The sequence below is a fragment of the Streptomyces chilikensis genome, assembly GCF_001642695.1.
In the GTDB taxonomy this organism is placed as follows: domain Bacteria; phylum Actinomycetota; class Actinomycetes; order Streptomycetales; family Streptomycetaceae; genus Streptomyces; species Streptomyces chilikensis.
Genome location: NZ_LWCC02000005.1, coordinates 3,095,389 through 3,110,216 on the forward strand (window position 1 = coordinate 3,095,389; position 14,828 = coordinate 3,110,216).

A 14,828-nucleotide genomic window follows, 5' to 3' on the forward strand; every position below is an offset into this window, starting at 1 on the left:
GCGACGTGGGTAAGGTTAGCCTCACCTAAAGCCATGTCAATGGCGACGCGTGTGTTCGGCGTGAGGACCGGCCGACGTCAAGTCGGCTTCCCGTGGGGCGATTTTGCGGTTCGCCGGCGTTGCCGGGACGGCGGGACGCTCCCGACGGCTGTCCTCGGTCCTGGCCGGCGCCCGCCACCGACGACCCGAGGAGACCGGTTTGCCCAGACCCCGTCATCGCGTCCACCGCGATCGCCACGGCATTCCGCACCTGTGGGCCCCGGACGCGCTCGCACTCGCCCACGGCCAGGGCGTCGTCACCGCGCGCGACCGCGGATGGCAGATCGAGGTCGAGCGGCGAAGGGCGCTGGGCTCCTCGGCGGCCTTCCTCGGCGCGGAGCACCTGGCCTGGGACGTGCTCGCCCGGCGCGCCCGGCTGGCGGACACGGCGCGGCGCTGCTACGCCGCGCTCCGTCCCGATACGGCGGCCTGGATCTCCGCGTTCACGCGGGGGATCAACTCGGCACTGCCGGAGGCGGGCCGCCGGGCCCCCGAGTTCGGCCGCGCGGGCCTGCGTCCCGGCGTCTGGGAACCGTGGACCCCGTTGGCGGTGTGGCTCTCGCACCACCTGCTGTTCGCCGGCTTCCCGTCCAAGCTCTGGCGGGACCGCGTCGGTTCGGTCCTCGGGGCCGGGGCCGTGGCGCACTTCGCCACCGACGGGCCGGGCTCCGCGGGGAGCAACGGCTGGCTCCTCACCGCGGACCGCACCACCACGGGAGCGGCGCTGCTCGCCGGGGATCCCCACCGGTTCGTCGAGGCGCCCGGCGTCTACCAGCAGATCCGCCTGGCGTGCCCGGAGTTCGACGTGGTGGGGCTCGCGGTGCCCGGGGTGCCCGGCATCGCGCACTTCGGCCACACGGGGCACGTCGCATGGGCCATCACCAACGCCATGGCGGACTACCAGGACCTCTACCGCGAACGCCTGCGACGGGCCGGGACGGCGGTGGAGGCATGGGGGCCGGACGGCTGGGAGCCGGCCGAGGTCCGCACCGAGACCTTCCAGGTCGCCGGGGGCGATCCGGTGGAAGTGGAGATGGTGGAGACCGCCCGGGGGCCGGTCGTGCTGCAGGAGGCGGTCCCCGGCGCGCCCGGGACGGCGGAGCCGTCCGCCGGTTCCGAGGACCCGGGGAGCCGCGGCCGGTGGGCGGCGGTCAGCCTGCGGGTGCCGGCGAGGGTGCTCGGTTCCCTGGGATTCGACGCCCTGCCCGCCCTGATGCGTGCCAGGACCGTCGCGGACGTCGACCGGGCGTTCGACCGATGGGTGGAGCCGGTCAACGTGGTGATGGCCGCGGACACCGCGGGCGGTGTGCTGCACCGGGTCGCCGGAGCCGTGCCGGTCCGTGGCGAGGCCAACCGCCAGGGTGTCGTCGACGCCTGGGACACGACCGCCGCCTGGTCCGGCCGGTGGGAGCCCATGCCCCGGGCCGCACCGCGCGACGGCCGCGCGGTGATGGCCAACGCCCGGGGCATCGCCACACCGCTGGGCACCGAGTTCGCCGCGCCCCACCGGGCGCGCCGCATCGCCGCGCTCCTGGACTCCCGGCCGCGCTGGTCGCCCGCCGACATCCCCGCCGTGCACACCGACACCCTGCTGCCCGGGGCGTCCGTCCTGCTGGCCCGGCTGGTCGAGCCGCTGGACGGGCTGACGCCCGCTGCCGCGGCGCTCCGGCGCGAACTGGACGCCTGGGACCGGCACATGGACGCCGGCTCGCGGGGCGCCGCCGTCTTCGCCGCGTGGCGCGGCGCGCTCGCCCGCCGGCTGGCCGGGGATCCGGCACTGGCCGCCCTCGCGCCGCGTCCCGACGACCCGGAGGTTTTCCTGCCCTGGCTGTCCCTCCTGGGCAGGGTCGGGCACGCCTTGGAGAGCCTGACCGTGCCCGGAGCGCTGCCCCCGGCGGTGGACGTCGCCGCGCACGCACGGGCCGCCCTCGAGGAGGTGGCCCGCGACGGCGCCCCCCGCAGCTGGGGCGAGACCCACCGGCTGGCGGCGTGGGAGGCGCTGCCCTCCGCCTCCCCCCTGCGGCCCGCCCTGGAGGGCGACCACGACTGCGTGATGTCCTCCTCCAGCGTCCCCGGACTCACCGACCTGGGCGCCCGCGCCTCCGTCGCGCGCTTCGTGTGGGACCTGGCCCGCCGGGAGGACAGCGGGTGGATCGTCCCGCTGGGCGCCTCCGGCCTTCCCGACCACCCCCACGCCCGCGACCAGCTTCCGCTGTGGCTGCGCGGCGCGCTGATCCCCGTCGTCACCGACTGGCACCTGCTCACCGAGGAGGAAACGGCATGACCGAGCCCACCCCTTCCACCGCGGGGGCGGCGTCCCGCGCCGCCCGCCCCGCACCCGCGTACGTCCGCGAGGTGCCCGGCTTCGGCACCGTCGCCTTCCGCGTCCTCGACCCGGAGGGCGACGCCGGACTCGTCCACCGCTGGGTGGACGACGAGCGCGCCCGGTTCTGGGGCATGGTCGGACACACCGTCGACCAGGTCCGGGACGTCTACGCGTTCGTGGACTCCCTGGAGACCCACCACGCCTACCTGATCGAGCACGACGGCCGTCCGGCGGGACTGCTCCAGACCTACGATCCCGAGCACGACCCGCTGGGCGAGCACTACCCGGTGCGCCCCGGCGACTTCGGCATCCACATCCTCCTCGCGCCCCCCGAGGGCGCCCCGCGCAGCGGTTTCGGCGGCTCCCTGTTCGGTGCCGTCCTCGACTTCGTCTGGTCCGACCCCGCACGCCTGCGGGTGGTGGCCGAGCCGGACGTCCGCAACGAACGCTCCCGCAGACGGCTGCGCCTGGCCGGGTTCACCGAAGGCGCCGAGGTCGCCCTGGAGCACAAGCGGGCCCGCCTGTACTTCCTGGAACGCGACCGGGACGCCGGCCCGGCCGCGAACGGCCGTGTCCCGGACGGCGGGGCGGCCGGCTGAGGCGCGAACCCGGCGGCCCCGCCCGGCCGGCGACGGTCCGAGGGTGGCCGACGCCCCTCTTGTCCACCGCCGCCCGTTGCGCGACATTGACGCTCACGGGAACACGCGTGCGGATGATCGGAGGAACATGAGGAAAAGACTGGGCGCTCTCCTGGCCGCGGGTCTCGCCGCGACGGCCGCGACGGTCGTGTCCGCGGTACCGGCGGCGGCAGGTCCGGCCTCCGCACCGTCCGCGGTGCCGGCCGGCGCCTCCTCCCTGACGAGCCTGACGATCACCAAGACCGGCACGGGCTGGGGCGGCCCCCTGTACAAGCAGGTCACCCTCGAGTGCGAGCCCACCGGCGGGACCCACCCCACGGCCGAGGACGCCTGCGGCAGACTCGCCGCCGTCGACGGACAGTTCGACAAGCTCCCCCTCCTCGGCCCCGCCTGTCCTCCCGTCTGGGCGCCCGTCACCGTCACCGTGACCGGCACCTGGCGCCTGCAGCCGGTGTCCTTCAGCAAGACGTACAGCAGCGACTGCGACGCCGGGGTCCGCAGCACCCACGTGTTCCGGTTCTGACCCGGCCGGCCTGTCCCCCCGCCACCCGGTCGTCGCACGGACGAGGGCCTCGACCGCCCGGTCGAGGCCCTCGTCGCGCTCCGGTACCCGCACGGGCCTCCACTCCGGCCGCCCAGGGGAGGACGCGGGACGCATACGGCTCCGGGGCCGTAGTCGCTGTACGGGCGTGCCCCCGTGCCCACCAGGACGAGCCGCGTCCCCGCAGTGTCCTACCGTCCTACGCGGGTGTTCGCGGGGTCCGGATGCCGTCGACGATGCGCGTCCAGCCGTCCTTCCCGTGGCCGTCGGCGATCGCGCGGAGGTAGTGCGCCCGGACGGCGCGGGGGAGCGCGAGGTCGATCCCCAGGGCGTCGCTGGTGTCGAGGACGTGCTCCGCCGTCGCGCCCATCATGGTCACCGTGTTCATGTCACCCGGATGCTCGCCCGCGTCGATCCGCGCGCCGGGGTCGTCCCCGCCGGCCCGGAGCATCGCGGGGATGCCGGCGACCGTCGGCATCAGCTCCGGGACCGCCCGCGTCGCGGAGATGCCGGCCGCGCCCAGCAGCGCGGTGGCGTGCATCAGCGCCGAGAGGCTCGTCAGGAACACGTCGAGGTGCGCCAGGTACATCAGCTGGGCCAGTCCGGGGTCCTCGCCGAGGTGGCGCGGCGCCCCGATCCGGGTCAGTGCCGGGCGGTGCGCCTCGAAGACCTCGGACGGTCCGCTGTAGTACACGTACGCCGCCTCGGTGCCCACCATGGGCGGGGGGACCATCACGCCGCCGGCCACGAAGTGCGCCCCGTGCCCGGCCGCCCACGCCGCGGCCTCACGCGCGCGGTCGGGGGTGTCCGAGCTGAGGTTGACGATCGTGCGGCCGGTCAGCGCGGTGGTCGCACCGCCGAGGACGTCGTACATCGCCCGGTAGTCGGTGAGGCTGAGGATCACCAGCTCGCTCGCGGCGAGGGCGTCGGCGGGCGAGGCGGCCAGGGTGGCGCCGTCGGCCACGGCACCGGCGGCGCGGTCGGCGGTGCGGTTCCACACGGTGACCGGGTGGCCGACGGCGAGCAGCGCGCGGACCATGGCCCGGCCCATCGGACCGAGGCCGACGAGCGTGACGGGCGTGGCGCTCACGCGGCACCTCCCTCGTCGGAGCCCGCCGTGGAGCCGGCCGCCCGCATGCTTTCGTAGATCCTCGGAAATCCCTCCGAACCGTGTCCCGCGGCGATCTGCCGGGCGATCAGTTCCTGGACGGCCGCGATCGGCGTGGGATCGACGCCCTGCTCCTCGCTGGCACGCACGATGTGCGACAGATCGGAGAAGTCCAGGCTCTGCTGGCCCGGGACGGTGTAGTCGCCGCCGTCGACGACCTTCGCGTAGTCGGCGAGTCCGTGGGTCATGGCGGACAGGAACGGGACCTGCCGGGCGGCGAAGTCCGACGCGCTCACCCCCAGGGAGGCGACCATCGCCGCGCCGTGGAGGAAGCCCGTGAACATCTGGTACATCCCCGACAGCATCGCCAGGTCCACCAGCGACGCCCGGCCGGCGTCCTCGCCGTGGAACTCGCTGGTGGCCCAGACACCGAGGACGGGCAGGAGGGCGTCGTACGCCGCCCGCGAGCCGCTGTAGAAGATCTGGCCCTCGCGGGACCCGATCATGGCGGGCACGGCCATGACGGCGCCGTCGAGGTGGTCGATGCCGTGCCCGGCCGCCCAGGCGGCGAGCGCGCGGGACTCGTTCGGCGTGGTGGTCGTGAGGTTGACGAGGGTGCGGCCGCGCAGTTCCCCGGCGACAGGGCCGAGGGTCTCCTGGACGGAGGGGTACCTGAGCAGGCAGGCGACGACCACGGGGCTCGCCGCCACGGCCTCGCGGACCGAGCCCGCGGCACGGGCTCCGCGGGCGACCAGTTCTTCGGCGCGGCCGGGGGTGCGGTTCCAGACGGTCACGGTACGGCCGGTGTCGAGCAGCGCGGCCGCCAGCGCGCTGCCCATCGCGCCGAGGCCGAGCACGGTGACTCCGCCCGGTCCGGCCGGGTTTCGAGTGGTTGCAGACATGCCGACCATGCTCCCCAACGCTGTATCGTCGCGGAAGTACCCACTCTTTACTGCGGTACCCACCTTTTGGTAAGTGAGGAGGAACCATGGCGAACGCGCCGCGCAAGGGTCCCTACATCTGCGGGATCGACGCCGCACTCGACGTCGTCAGCGGCAAGTGGAAGGGCCTCGTCCTCTGGGAGCTGCACGCGCACGGCGTCCGGCGCTTCGCCGAACTGCGCCGCGCGCTGCCGGGGGTGAGCGAGAAGATGCTGACGCAGCACCTGCGGCAGATGGAGGAGGACGGCCTCGTCCACCGCACGGTCTACGCGGAGGTGCCGCCGAGGGTGGAGTACTCCCTGACCGAATCGGGCGCGGCGCTCAACGAGGCGCTGCGACCGCTCGGCGAGTGGGGCCGTGACCGGATACGCCGGCATCGCCTTGCCGTCGCCCCGGACCTCGACGCCCCCGTGCCGGCGGGCTCCTGACGTCCTTTCCGCGGCGGGGCTCCGCGGCACGAGGGCCGGCGGGCGCCGCGGAGCCCCGCCACGGCCACGCGGCCGCGTGATCGGGACGGACCTATAGTGGGCCGCATGAGCCGTTGGAACGACTTGACCGGGGGGACGTCCGGCGAGGACTACGCCGCACGGTTCGCCGCCCTGGCCCGCAGCGGGAAGGACGTGCACGGCGAGGCGCGGTTCTGCGCCGCGCTCGTGCCGCCCGGAGCACGGGTGCTGGACGCCGGGTGCGGCACCGGCCGGGTCGCGATCCGGCTAGCGGAACTCGGATACGACTGCGTCGGGGTGGATCTCGACGCCTCCATGCTGGCGGTGGCCCGGCGGCGGGCGCCGCGACTGCCCTGGTTCCAGGCCGACCTCGCCGAGTTCGAGCCGGAGGCCCTCGGCGTCGCCGCGGACTTCGACCTGGTCGTCGTCGCGGGCAACGTCCTCCAGCTGGTCGCCGACGGCACCGTCGCCACGGTGGTCGCGCGCCTGGCCGCGGGCCTGCGCCCGGGCGGTCTGCTGGTCTCCGGCTTCGGCCTGGACGAGGCCCACCTGCCGGTGCCGCCCGGCCTCACCCTGCGTCAGTACGACGACCACTGCGCGGCGGCCGGCCTCACCCTCGTCGACCACTTCGCCACGTGGGACGCCGACCCCTACGACGGCGGCGGGTACGTGGTCGGCGTCCACCGCCGGTGAGGGCGCGCGGCGGGCAGCCGGCGCTCAGTCCGGGACCGGGGTGAGCAGCACGAAGTCCGCGTTCGCCCGGTCGAGGCAGACGGCCATCCGGCCGACGCCCTCGGCGTCCTCGGGCCCCATCTGCACGCTGCCGCCGTTCTCGGTGACCTTGGCGACCGCGGCGTCGCAGTCGGTGACGTCGAAGACCGGGTGCCAGTACGGCCGGCCGTCCGCCAGGGTGAGGTTCTCCCGGGGGAGCTCCATGAGGCCGCCGTGCATCCGCTCCTCGGGGAGCCCGGCGGGCGTGATGAGGGAGTACGTGCCGCCGCCGGGCAGCTCCGTGTCGCTGAACCGCCAGCCGAGGACCTCGCCGTAGAACTCCTTCGCGGCGGCCGCGTCGCTCGTGTACAGCTCGGTCCAGGACAGGGACCCCGGCTGGTCCACCAGCTCGACGCCCTTGTCGGTTCCCGGCTGCCACACGGCGAACTGTCCCCCCAGGGGGTCGCTGTACTGCGCCATCCGGCCCCACTCGTCCAGGTCCGTCGGAGGCACGCGCACGGTGCCGCCGGCGCGCTCCACGGCCCTGGTCGTGGCGTCCGCGTCGGTGACGCCGTAGTAGATCATCCAGGCGGAGCGCGCGCCCTCCTCGGTGAGCTTCCCGAGCCCGGCGACGCTCTTGCCGTCCTTGCGGAACATGCCGCCCTCCACGTCCTCCCCCTCGCCCATGGACTCGTAGTCCCAGCCGAGCACCGCGCCGTAGAAGGCCGCGGCGGCCCGCACGTCAGGTGCGCCGAGGTCGAGCCAGCAGGGGGCACCGGGGGCGAAGTCCTTGGTGATCATGGCAGTGGTTCCCTTCGCGGAAGCTGGACGGATCCAGCGTGGCACGCGAGGACGGCGGTCGCCCGTCGGGAGCGGGCCGGATCCCCCGGCCCGCTCCGGCGTCGTCATTCCCGCGACGGACCTCCGCCGGTCGCCGGGGTCCGTCCCCGGCGTCCCGGACCGGTCACCCCGTCGGGTGCTGCTCGTGGACGTCGCAGTCGGTGTAGACCGGCGGTCGCGTCATCAACTCCGAGAGCCGCCGCGCGAGCTCGTCGGTCTCGGGCGCGTCGCTGTTGGCCATGGCGCTCTCGTGGGAGTCGAACTCCACCACCGCGAGGTAGCGGTTGGCGTCGGCCCGGTCCTTGAGCAGCATGCGGGCGGTGGGGGAGTTGGCCCGGCCCTGCGAACGGGCCTGCTCCTCGTAGGCGCGCATCATCTCGCGCACCTCGTCGATGCGCTCCGTCTCGAAGTCGATGATCTGCACGAACTTCATCCGGCGGTCACTCCTCGTCTCTCACGGGCCCGCGGGCGGGGTCCGTACCCACGGCCGGCAGCACGGTGCCGACCGGGCCAACGAGCCACCGCTCGTGAGGCAACGGCAGCGGCGCCCACGATGGGCCGGTCGGGCGGCGGACCGTTCCCGCCGTGACCGCCGGACGGCCGCCGGGGAGGCGGCGGGGGAGCCCGGCGGGTCGCCTGCCGCCCGCAGGTGCGCCGGGCCCGTGCGGCCGGTGCGGCCCGGATTCGCCGGTCGTGATCCCCGCGAGGGGTGCCCGGCGGCTACGAGGGCTGCCCGAGCCGCCGCAGGGAGTCCCTGACCACCTGCAGCTCGCACAGCAGGCGGTCCACCACGGCGTCCAGGACGAGGACCGGGTCCTGTGCCGACCAGAACCGGACGGTTCGCTCCAACTCCTCCTGCCAGAAGGCGGCATCGTCGTCGACCCTGTACCGAAGCCGCCGTGCGAGGCCGGCGAAGCCCGGCCCCGGCGCGTGCGAGTTCTCGGAGACGACGAGCGCCGAGAGCATCGGCCGGCCGTGCTCGACCTCGTACGCGCTGACGTGGCCGAGGGCGGGGAACATCGCCCGGAAGGGCGGCCGGCTCATCCCGGTGCTGCGGCCCTCGGGGTCGGTCACCAGGCCGAGCGCCTTGTAGGTCAGACAGGCATCCAAGGGCTTCGCCGGGTCGGCGGCCCGGGCCCTGCCCAGCAGGGCACGGTGGATCGCCTTCTCATCCGGCGTGAGTGTGATCACGATGACTCCGTACGGGGGAGGCGGACGCAGGCCGGGACGGCGGGAGGGGCGCGGCCGCGGGCGGTGGAGCGGTGGCAGGGGCCGGAACTTGACCTCGAGCCCGGTTGAGGTCGTTGGGTGGACGGAGGCGGTCGTCACCGCCACCACCTCGGTGGTTCCGATGCGGAGGAGGGCATTGTCATGTCACACGACGTTCTCGTGGTGGGGACGCTTCCACCGGAGACCCGGGCCGCGGTGACCGGTGTGGTCAAGGCGCTGGAGGAGGCGTTCAACGCGAAGGACCCGGTGGCGCTGGGCGCGCAGTTCACCGAACACGCCTCCTGGACCAACGCGCGCGGCACCCGTCTCGACGGCAGGGCCGCGATCACCGAGTTCGGCGCTCCGGCGATGAAGGGCTTCCTCCGCGACTCCTTCGCCCGCTACGACGTGGTCAAGATGCTGGAGGTGACGCCCGGTGTGATCGCGGTGAACGTGGTGCAGACACCCACCGACAGGGCGGGTGACCCCGTCCCCGGCCCGCGCGGGGCGACGCTCTGCGTGATCGCCGAGCAGCCGGAGGGCTGGCGCATCGCGGCCGGCCAGAACATGGCCGTCGACCCCCCGTCGGCTGCGTGACGCTCCGCCCCGACGCGGTCCCGCCGTCCGGTCGTCCCGGGACGGGGGCCCCGGGCGGCGCGGGACATGACCGCGGCGGGAGGGCCGTGGCGGCGACCCGCGCCGGCCTGTCCGGCACGGATGCCCGCCACCCGGCCGCGGCACCGCGAACGGGCGCTGCGGGGACGGACACCGGTCACGCCAGTTCACGTACGCCCGATGCGTCGGGGCGTGTCTCCGGGTCGCGGGGGCGGGGCTGCCGCATCCCGAGGGCGACGCCCGCCGCGACGAGCAGGGCGCCGGTGACGTCGGCGGCACCCGCCCGGCCGATGCCGAGGACGACGGTGGTGAGCAGCGCGCCCACCGGTACCAGGCCGGCGAAGAGACCCGCGCGGTCCGCGCCGAGGCGGCGCAGCGCGTCGTACCAGAGGAAGAAGGCGATCGCGGTGACGATCACGCCGAGGTAACCGAAGGCGGCCGCCTGGCCGAGCGTGGGCAGTCGCAGGGAGTCGGTGCCGTCCAGGACGACGCTCGCGGCCAGCAGCATGGGGACGGACAGGGCGGCCGGATAGGCGGCGACCCGCAGGGCGCCGAGCTTGGGCAGGAGCGGGACGGCCAGCAGGGAGAAGGCCACCTCGCCGGCGAGCGCGCCCAGGGCCAGCAGGAGGCCCTTCAGGCTGCCCGAGCCGAGGCCGGCGGCGACGGCCGTGCCGAGTGCCACCACGAGGGCGGCGCCGACGGTGCGGGGAGCGGGGCGTCGGCGTTCCGTCAACGGCCCGACGAGGGCGAGCACCAGGGGGACGGCTCCGACCACGGCGGCGATCATGGCGGGCCCGGCGTGCCGGGTGGCCTCGACGAGGAAGACGTTGAACCCGGCCAGGCCGGTGGCGGCCAGCGCGACCAGCAGGACGACGTCACGCGGGGTCAGGCCCGCGCGGGGCAGGCGCTGCCGGCGTACGACGACGAGCAGGATCGCCGCGGCGAGCGCGTAGCGTAAGGCCTGTCCGGCGAAGACCGGATAGTCGGCGATGGTGGCGGACACCGCGGTCGAGGTTCCGACGAGCAGCATCGCCGAGGCGGCGGCGACGGGGGCGGCGGAGAGTTTCACGCGACACGCTCCGGCGAGGCCGGGGCGGTGCCCCGTACGGCGCGCCGGGTGGCCCGGATCCTGTGGACGCCGCGTCCGGCAGGCGCGGCCGGCCGCGCGGCGGACTCCGCGCCGGGGCCGGACGACGCTTCGGTGATGAGGGCGGTGTGGTGCACGGTTCCTCCTTCGGCCGACGGTAACTGAGAGCAGACGGTACCAATACCCCGGTGAACTGCAACAGGTCTGATGCGGATATGGCTTGGATCGCATCAGCGATGTACCGTATTTGTGGAGAAGTGAATCACTGGGAGGTGTGATGGGTCAGACGGCGGTACGAACGTTGCGGGCGGACGCGGAGCGCAGCGTGCGCGTGATCCTGGAGGCGGCCGAGCGGGTGCTCGCCGAGGATCCCGGCGCCTCCATGGAGCAGATCGCCGCGACCGCGGGAGTGGCCCGCACGACGATCCACCGGCGGTTCGCCAATCGGCAGGCACTGATCGAGGCGCTGGCCTCGTCGGCGGCGCGCCAGCTCGCCCAGGCGGTCGACGACGGCAGGCCGGACACCGCGCCGCCGCTGGTGGCGATGCACCGAATAACGGCCAACGTGCTCCAGGTCAAGGGCGCCTGGGCGTTCGCGCTGGAGCTGCCGACCGAACCGGGCAGCGAGGCCGCCGTCCTCCAGCAGCACATCGCCCGCCGCTGCATCACCGTGCTGGAGCGGGCGCGGGCCGACAAGCTCATCGACGAAGCGGCCGACCTCGACTGGGTGCGCCGGGTCTACTACGCGCTCCTCCGGGAGTCCCTGCAGGACGACCCCGCAGGCGCCGACCCGGACGCCCTCGCCGCCCGCGTCATCGACACGCTGCTGCAGGGCGCCGGCCCCCGCGCCTGAGCGGCGGCCCGCGGCGCGAACCGTCCGTGTCGGCCGCCCCGGACGCGTTCCGGCCGGAGCGGCCGCCCCGGACGGCCTCGGGCGCCAGGAGCCCCGGCGCCCGCTCCGCGCGCGGTCGCGGTGACGAGCCGCGGGTGATCCAAGTGGCTGGGCGGCCCGGGCGGTCCGGGCGGTCCGAGCCGCTTGGGGCCCGGGCGGACGGGCGGCGCCGAGCGGCCGGGCGGCCCCGGGCGGGTGGGGTGTTCCGGGTGTGCGGGCGCCCCCGGAGGACCGTCTCCGGGGGCGCCCGCGCGGCTGCCGGGCCGCGGGGGTGGGGGGGATCGAGGGGCCGCGGGGGCCGGTCGGTCAGGCCACCTTCTCGGCGTTCTCGATGGCCTCGGCCAGGCTGGTCAGCAGCGGCGTGCACTTGGCGTAGGACAGGATCGGCTCCGGCGAACGGGCGATGACCTGGCCGGCCTTGACGGCGGGCAGCTTCTTCCAGGTCGCCTCGTCGATGTCGGCGGGCTGGATGGCCTGCGCGCGGTCGTCCATGATGATCACGTCGGCCTTGTACTTGTCGACGTTCTCCCAGCTCAGGCTCTCGAACCAGCCGCCGCTCTCCTCGATGGCCTTCGCGTCCGGCTCGATGATGTTGACGCCGAGGGCCTTGTAGTACTCCAGGTCGACGGAGAGGTTGTGGGTGGAGACGTAGAACAGCTCGGCGGAGGCGGAACCGGCCAGGACCTTGATCTCCGGGCGGGCCTTGGCGGCGGCCTTCAGGCGCGCGGCGGCCTCCTCGAACTTCTTCTTCGCCTCGACGACCGCGGCCGCCTTCATGTCGGCGCCCAGCGACTCGGCCAGCGACGCCATGCGCTCCAGCGACTTCGTCATCTGCACGTCGTAGACGGAGATGCCGACGCTCGGGGCGAACTTGGCGATCTGCTCCTTGGACTCCTCCGGGACGTACCAGAGGGTGCCCGCGTCGTCGAACATGGTGGAGACGAGGAGGTCCGGCTTGAGGGCCGCGTACTTCTCGATGTTGAACTCGCCCCAGACGTTGCCGATGACCTCGAGCCCGGAGACGTCCATGTCGCCGGCCTGGACGTCGGGCTTGCCGCCCTCGGTCGTGGTCGGGCCGAAGACGCCCTTCACCTTGATCCCGTAGTCGTGGAGCGCGGCGGCCGCACCGGTGAACGCCACGATGTTCTTCGGCGCCTCGTCGAGCTTCACCGTCCGGCCCCGGTCGTCCTTGAAGGACCACGGGCCGGAGGCGGCGCCGTCCCCGGACGAACCGCCCTGTGCCGGCTTGCCGTCGTCGCCGCACGCGGCGAGAACGGCGCCGAGGCCGAGGGCGCCGCCGGCGGCGAGGACGCCTCGACGGGTGGGGTGGGAAGCGCGGACGTGGGCCATGGGTGACTGCTTTCGAACAGGGCGGACAGCCGCCGGACGATTCGCAGGAAGGTTAGCCTAACCTCATCTGTGCTTGTCCAGAGGGTGTCCACAAGTATTCGGGCGGCACCGCGGGACGCGGCGGAGGCGGGCGGCCCGCGCTAGGGTCGGGCCGGTCCGGACGGGCGGGGCACGAGGGCGCGGGGGCGCGGGGGGTGGGCACGTTGGTGACGCTGCCGAGGCAGGGCGAACGGGCGCGTGCGGAACGGCACATGCTGGTCTGCGGGGACGACGGACTGGCCCGGCGGCTGGCCGCCGAACTGCGGGACGTGTACCGGCAGCGGGTGGTGCTGGTGGTGCCGGGGGAGCGGCCCGGGGACACCGGAACGCTCGCCTCCACCGTCTCCCGCGCCGCCGCGCTGATCGGCCGGTTCGGCCAGACGTCCGCGCAGGCCGGGCCCCACGACTCGGGGGCCGGACCCAGTACGCCCGTCCTGGAACTGCACGCCGCCCGGCCGGGCGAGGACGTGCTCACCGAGGCCGGGGTGGAACGCGCCACCGCCATCGCCCTGCTCTACGAGGACGACGAGACCAACCTGCGCGCCGCGCTCGCCGCGCGCCGCCTCAACCCCTCGGTCCGGCTGGTGCTGCGGATGTACAACCGCAAGCTCGGCCAGTACATGGAGGAGCTCCTCGACCAGGCCGCCCTGGTGGCCGAGCCCGAGCTGGACCGGGCCACCCTGGAGGCCTCCACCACGGTGCTCTCCGACGCCGACACCGCCGCCCCCGCCCTCGCGGCCACCGCGGTGGCCGACACCCGCCGGGTGGTGCAGGCCGACGGGCTGCTGCTGCGCGCTGCCGAACGCACCCCGCCGCAGGCGGGCGAGACCGCCGACCCCGGCCTGTGCACGCTGGCCCTGCTCTCCTCCACCACCGCCGACCCGGCCGGCGCCGAGGGCTCCGACGCCAGCGGGCCGCAGGGACCGCGGCTGCTGCCGGACGACGCCGAGGTCCGGGCCGCCACCGGGCGCGGCACGGTGGTGCTGGACGCGGTGCGCCGCACCGGCCCCGCCGTCCCCCCGCGCCGGCTGGCCGGCCGCGGTGCGCCGCTGTCCCAGCTCTTCTCCCGCCGGCTGCGCTGGGCGACGGCCGGGGTGGTCGCCTCGGTGCTGGTCCTGGCCCTCGCCACCACCGTGCTGACCGACCTGGGACCGCTGTCCGCGACCTACCTCTCCCTGCTGGACCTGCTCGGCATCGGCGACCCCGCGGTGGGCGAGTCCGCGGCGCGGCAGATCCTGCAGCTGCTGTCCGGGCTCGTCGGCCTCGCCCTGCTGCCGCTGCTGGTGGCGGCCGGGCTGGAGGCGCTGGGCACCTTCCGCGGGGCGGGCGCGCTGCGCCGGCCGCCGCGCGGGCTCTCCGGGCACATCGTGCTGCTGGGCCTCGGGCGGGTCGGCACCCGGGTGCTGTCGCGCCTGCGGGAGCTGGACATGCCGGTGGTGTGCGTGGAGCAGTCCGCCGACGCGCGAGGGGTGCCGCTCGCCCGCGACCTCGGGGTGCCGGTGGTGCTGGGCGACGTCACCGAGGCGGGCGTGCTGGGAGCGGCCAAGATCCACCGGGCCGCGGCGCTGCTGGCGCTGACCAGTTCCGACACCACCAACCTGGAGGCCACCCTGGCGGCCCGCTCGCTCGCCCCCGAGCTGCGGGTGGCGCTGCGGCTGTACGACGACGAGTTCGCGACCGTCGTCTACCGCACGCTGCGGGCGGCATATCCGGACGCCGTGACCCGCAGCCGGAGCGTCAGCCACCTCGCCGCGCCCTCGTTCGCCGCGGCCATGATGGGGCGTCAGGTGCTGGGCGCCATCTCCATCGAGCGCAAGGTGCTGCTGTTCGCGGCGCTGGTGGTGGGCGGGCACCCGCAGTTCGAGGGGCGCACGGTGGCGGAGGCGTTCCGCGCCGGGGCCTGGCGGGTCATCGCCCTGGACACCCAGCGGCCGGAGGCCCGCCGCCCGGACCTGGCCCGCGACTTCCGCCAGGACGAACCCCAGCTGCTGTGGGACCTCCACCCGGGGTACGTCCTGCGGTCCGACGACCGCATCGTGCTGGCCG

At 74.8% G+C, this 14,828-nt stretch carries 15 protein-coding genes; 8 read left to right on the top strand and 7 right to left on the bottom strand.

The window, feature by feature from the left end:
* Positions 1 to 199 precede the first annotated feature (199 nt).
* The 3 genes from A2U95_RS13810 to A2U95_RS13820 all read left to right on the top strand — a co-directional run bounded on the left by A2U95_RS13810 (position 200) and on the right by A2U95_RS13820 (position 3,526).
* Complete coding sequence (locus A2U95_RS13810; protein ID WP_166022398.1) at positions 200 to 2,323, top strand: penicillin acylase family protein; 2,124 nt, start codon at positions 200 to 202, stop codon at positions 2,321 to 2,323.
* Entirely contained in the window at positions 2,320 to 2,964 is a 645-nt protein-coding gene (locus A2U95_RS13815) for a GNAT family N-acetyltransferase (RefSeq protein ID WP_166022399.1), read from the top strand. Before A2U95_RS13810 ends, A2U95_RS13815 begins: the two co-directional genes overlap by 4 nt.
* Positions 2,965 to 3,091: 127 nt before the next feature.
* The gene (locus A2U95_RS13820) at positions 3,092 to 3,526 is read left to right on the top strand and encodes an SSI family serine proteinase inhibitor (protein ID WP_166022400.1); all 435 of its coding nucleotides are present in this window, start codon (positions 3,092 to 3,094) and stop codon (positions 3,524 to 3,526) included.
* A gap of 217 nt (positions 3,527 to 3,743) precedes the next feature.
* Here A2U95_RS13820 and A2U95_RS13825 read toward each other — a convergent pair whose 3' ends face one another.
* Entirely contained in the window at positions 3,744 to 4,634 is an 891-nt protein-coding gene (locus A2U95_RS13825) for an NAD(P)-dependent oxidoreductase (RefSeq protein WP_277350896.1), read from the bottom strand.
* Entirely contained in the window at positions 4,631 to 5,554 is a 924-nt protein-coding gene (locus tag A2U95_RS13830) for an NAD(P)-dependent oxidoreductase (RefSeq protein ID WP_166022401.1), read from the bottom strand. The genes A2U95_RS13825 and A2U95_RS13830 overlap by 4 nt, the downstream gene beginning before the upstream one ends.
* An 86-nt stretch (positions 5,555 to 5,640) precedes the next feature.
* Between A2U95_RS13830 and A2U95_RS13835 the strand changes: the two genes are divergently transcribed.
* Both A2U95_RS13835 and A2U95_RS13840 read left to right on the top strand, forming a co-directional pair.
* The gene (locus tag A2U95_RS13835; protein ID WP_166022402.1) at positions 5,641 to 6,021 is read left to right on the top strand and encodes a winged helix-turn-helix transcriptional regulator; all 381 of its coding nucleotides are present in this window, start codon (positions 5,641 to 5,643) and stop codon (positions 6,019 to 6,021) included.
* 105 nt (positions 6,022 to 6,126) lie between these two features.
* Positions 6,127 to 6,732, top strand: a complete 606-nt coding sequence (locus tag A2U95_RS13840) for a class I SAM-dependent methyltransferase (RefSeq protein WP_166022403.1) — start codon at positions 6,127 to 6,129, stop codon at positions 6,730 to 6,732.
* Positions 6,733 to 6,756: 24 nt separating this feature from the next.
* On the opposite strand, the gene A2U95_RS13845 is transcribed toward A2U95_RS13840, so the two are convergent.
* The 3 genes from A2U95_RS13845 to A2U95_RS13855 form a co-directional block, all read right to left on the bottom strand.
* A complete protein-coding gene (locus tag A2U95_RS13845) occupies positions 6,757 to 7,551 on the bottom strand; it encodes a VOC family protein (RefSeq protein WP_166022404.1) in 795 nt (264 codons plus the stop codon).
* A 163-nt stretch (positions 7,552 to 7,714) separates the two neighbouring features.
* Positions 7,715 to 8,023 (bottom strand): hypothetical protein, encoded by a 309-nt coding sequence (locus A2U95_RS13850; protein WP_166022405.1) that lies wholly within the window; start codon positions 8,021 to 8,023, stop codon positions 7,715 to 7,717.
* 287 nt (positions 8,024 to 8,310) lie between these two features.
* Positions 8,311 to 8,781, bottom strand: coding sequence for a hypothetical protein (locus tag A2U95_RS13855; RefSeq protein WP_166022406.1), 471 nt, complete (start codon positions 8,779 to 8,781; stop codon positions 8,311 to 8,313).
* Positions 8,782 to 8,961: 180 nt separating this feature from the next.
* Here A2U95_RS13855 and A2U95_RS13860 point away from each other — a divergent pair, with 180 nt between their 5' ends.
* Positions 8,962 to 9,396: an SgcJ/EcaC family oxidoreductase gene (locus A2U95_RS13860; protein ID WP_166022407.1), complete on the top strand. Its 435-nt coding sequence runs from the start codon at positions 8,962 to 8,964 to the stop codon at positions 9,394 to 9,396.
* Between the two features lie 175 nt (positions 9,397 to 9,571).
* Here A2U95_RS13860 and A2U95_RS13865 read toward each other — a convergent pair whose 3' ends face one another.
* Complete coding sequence (locus A2U95_RS13865) at positions 9,572 to 10,483, bottom strand: DMT family transporter (protein ID WP_206282880.1); 912 nt, start codon at positions 10,481 to 10,483, stop codon at positions 9,572 to 9,574.
* Between the two features lie 295 nt (positions 10,484 to 10,778).
* On the opposite strand from A2U95_RS13865, the gene A2U95_RS13870 reads away from it, so the two are divergent.
* The gene (locus A2U95_RS13870; protein WP_206282881.1) at positions 10,779 to 11,354 is read left to right on the top strand and encodes a TetR/AcrR family transcriptional regulator; all 576 of its coding nucleotides are present in this window, start codon (positions 10,779 to 10,781) and stop codon (positions 11,352 to 11,354) included.
* Positions 11,355 to 11,699: 345 nt separating this feature from the next.
* Here the strand turns inward: A2U95_RS13870 and A2U95_RS13875 are convergent, their stop codons facing one another.
* Positions 11,700 to 12,743, bottom strand: coding sequence for an ABC transporter substrate-binding protein (locus A2U95_RS13875; protein ID WP_166022409.1), 1,044 nt, complete (start codon positions 12,741 to 12,743; stop codon positions 11,700 to 11,702).
* Positions 12,744 to 12,994: 251 nt separating this feature from the next.
* Here A2U95_RS13875 and A2U95_RS13880 point away from each other — a divergent pair.
* Positions 12,995 to 14,828: NAD-binding protein (locus A2U95_RS13880; protein WP_166025192.1), on the top strand; the 1,834-nt coding region annotated here is incomplete at its 3' end.

What these genes read in the sequence shown, in the direction of transcription:
- A2U95_RS13815 (WP_166022399.1), top strand. Translation starts at nt 2,320, where the DNA reads ATGACCGAGCCCACCCCTTCCACCGCGGGGGCGGCGTCCCGCGCCGCC.
- A2U95_RS13875 (WP_166022409.1), bottom strand. Translation starts at nt 12,743, where the DNA reads ATGGCCCACGTCCGCGCTTCCCACCCCACCCGTCGAGGCGTCCTCGCC.
- A2U95_RS13835 (WP_166022402.1), top strand. Translation starts at nt 5,641, where the DNA reads ATGGCGAACGCGCCGCGCAAGGGTCCCTACATCTGCGGGATCGACGCC.
- A2U95_RS13820 (WP_166022400.1), top strand. Translation starts at nt 3,092, where the DNA reads ATGAGGAAAAGACTGGGCGCTCTCCTGGCCGCGGGTCTCGCCGCGACG.
- A2U95_RS13870 (WP_206282881.1), top strand. Translation starts at nt 10,779, where the DNA reads ATGGGTCAGACGGCGGTACGAACGTTGCGGGCGGACGCGGAGCGCAGC.
- A2U95_RS13850 (WP_166022405.1), bottom strand. Translation starts at nt 8,023, where the DNA reads ATGAAGTTCGTGCAGATCATCGACTTCGAGACGGAGCGCATCGACGAG.
- A2U95_RS13830 (WP_166022401.1), bottom strand. Translation starts at nt 5,554, where the DNA reads ATGTCTGCAACCACTCGAAACCCGGCCGGACCGGGCGGAGTCACCGTG.
- A2U95_RS13840 (WP_166022403.1), top strand. Translation starts at nt 6,127, where the DNA reads ATGAGCCGTTGGAACGACTTGACCGGGGGGACGTCCGGCGAGGACTAC.
- A2U95_RS13860 (WP_166022407.1), top strand. Translation starts at nt 8,962, where the DNA reads ATGTCACACGACGTTCTCGTGGTGGGGACGCTTCCACCGGAGACCCGG.
- A2U95_RS13845 (WP_166022404.1), bottom strand. Translation starts at nt 7,551, where the DNA reads ATGATCACCAAGGACTTCGCCCCCGGTGCCCCCTGCTGGCTCGACCTC.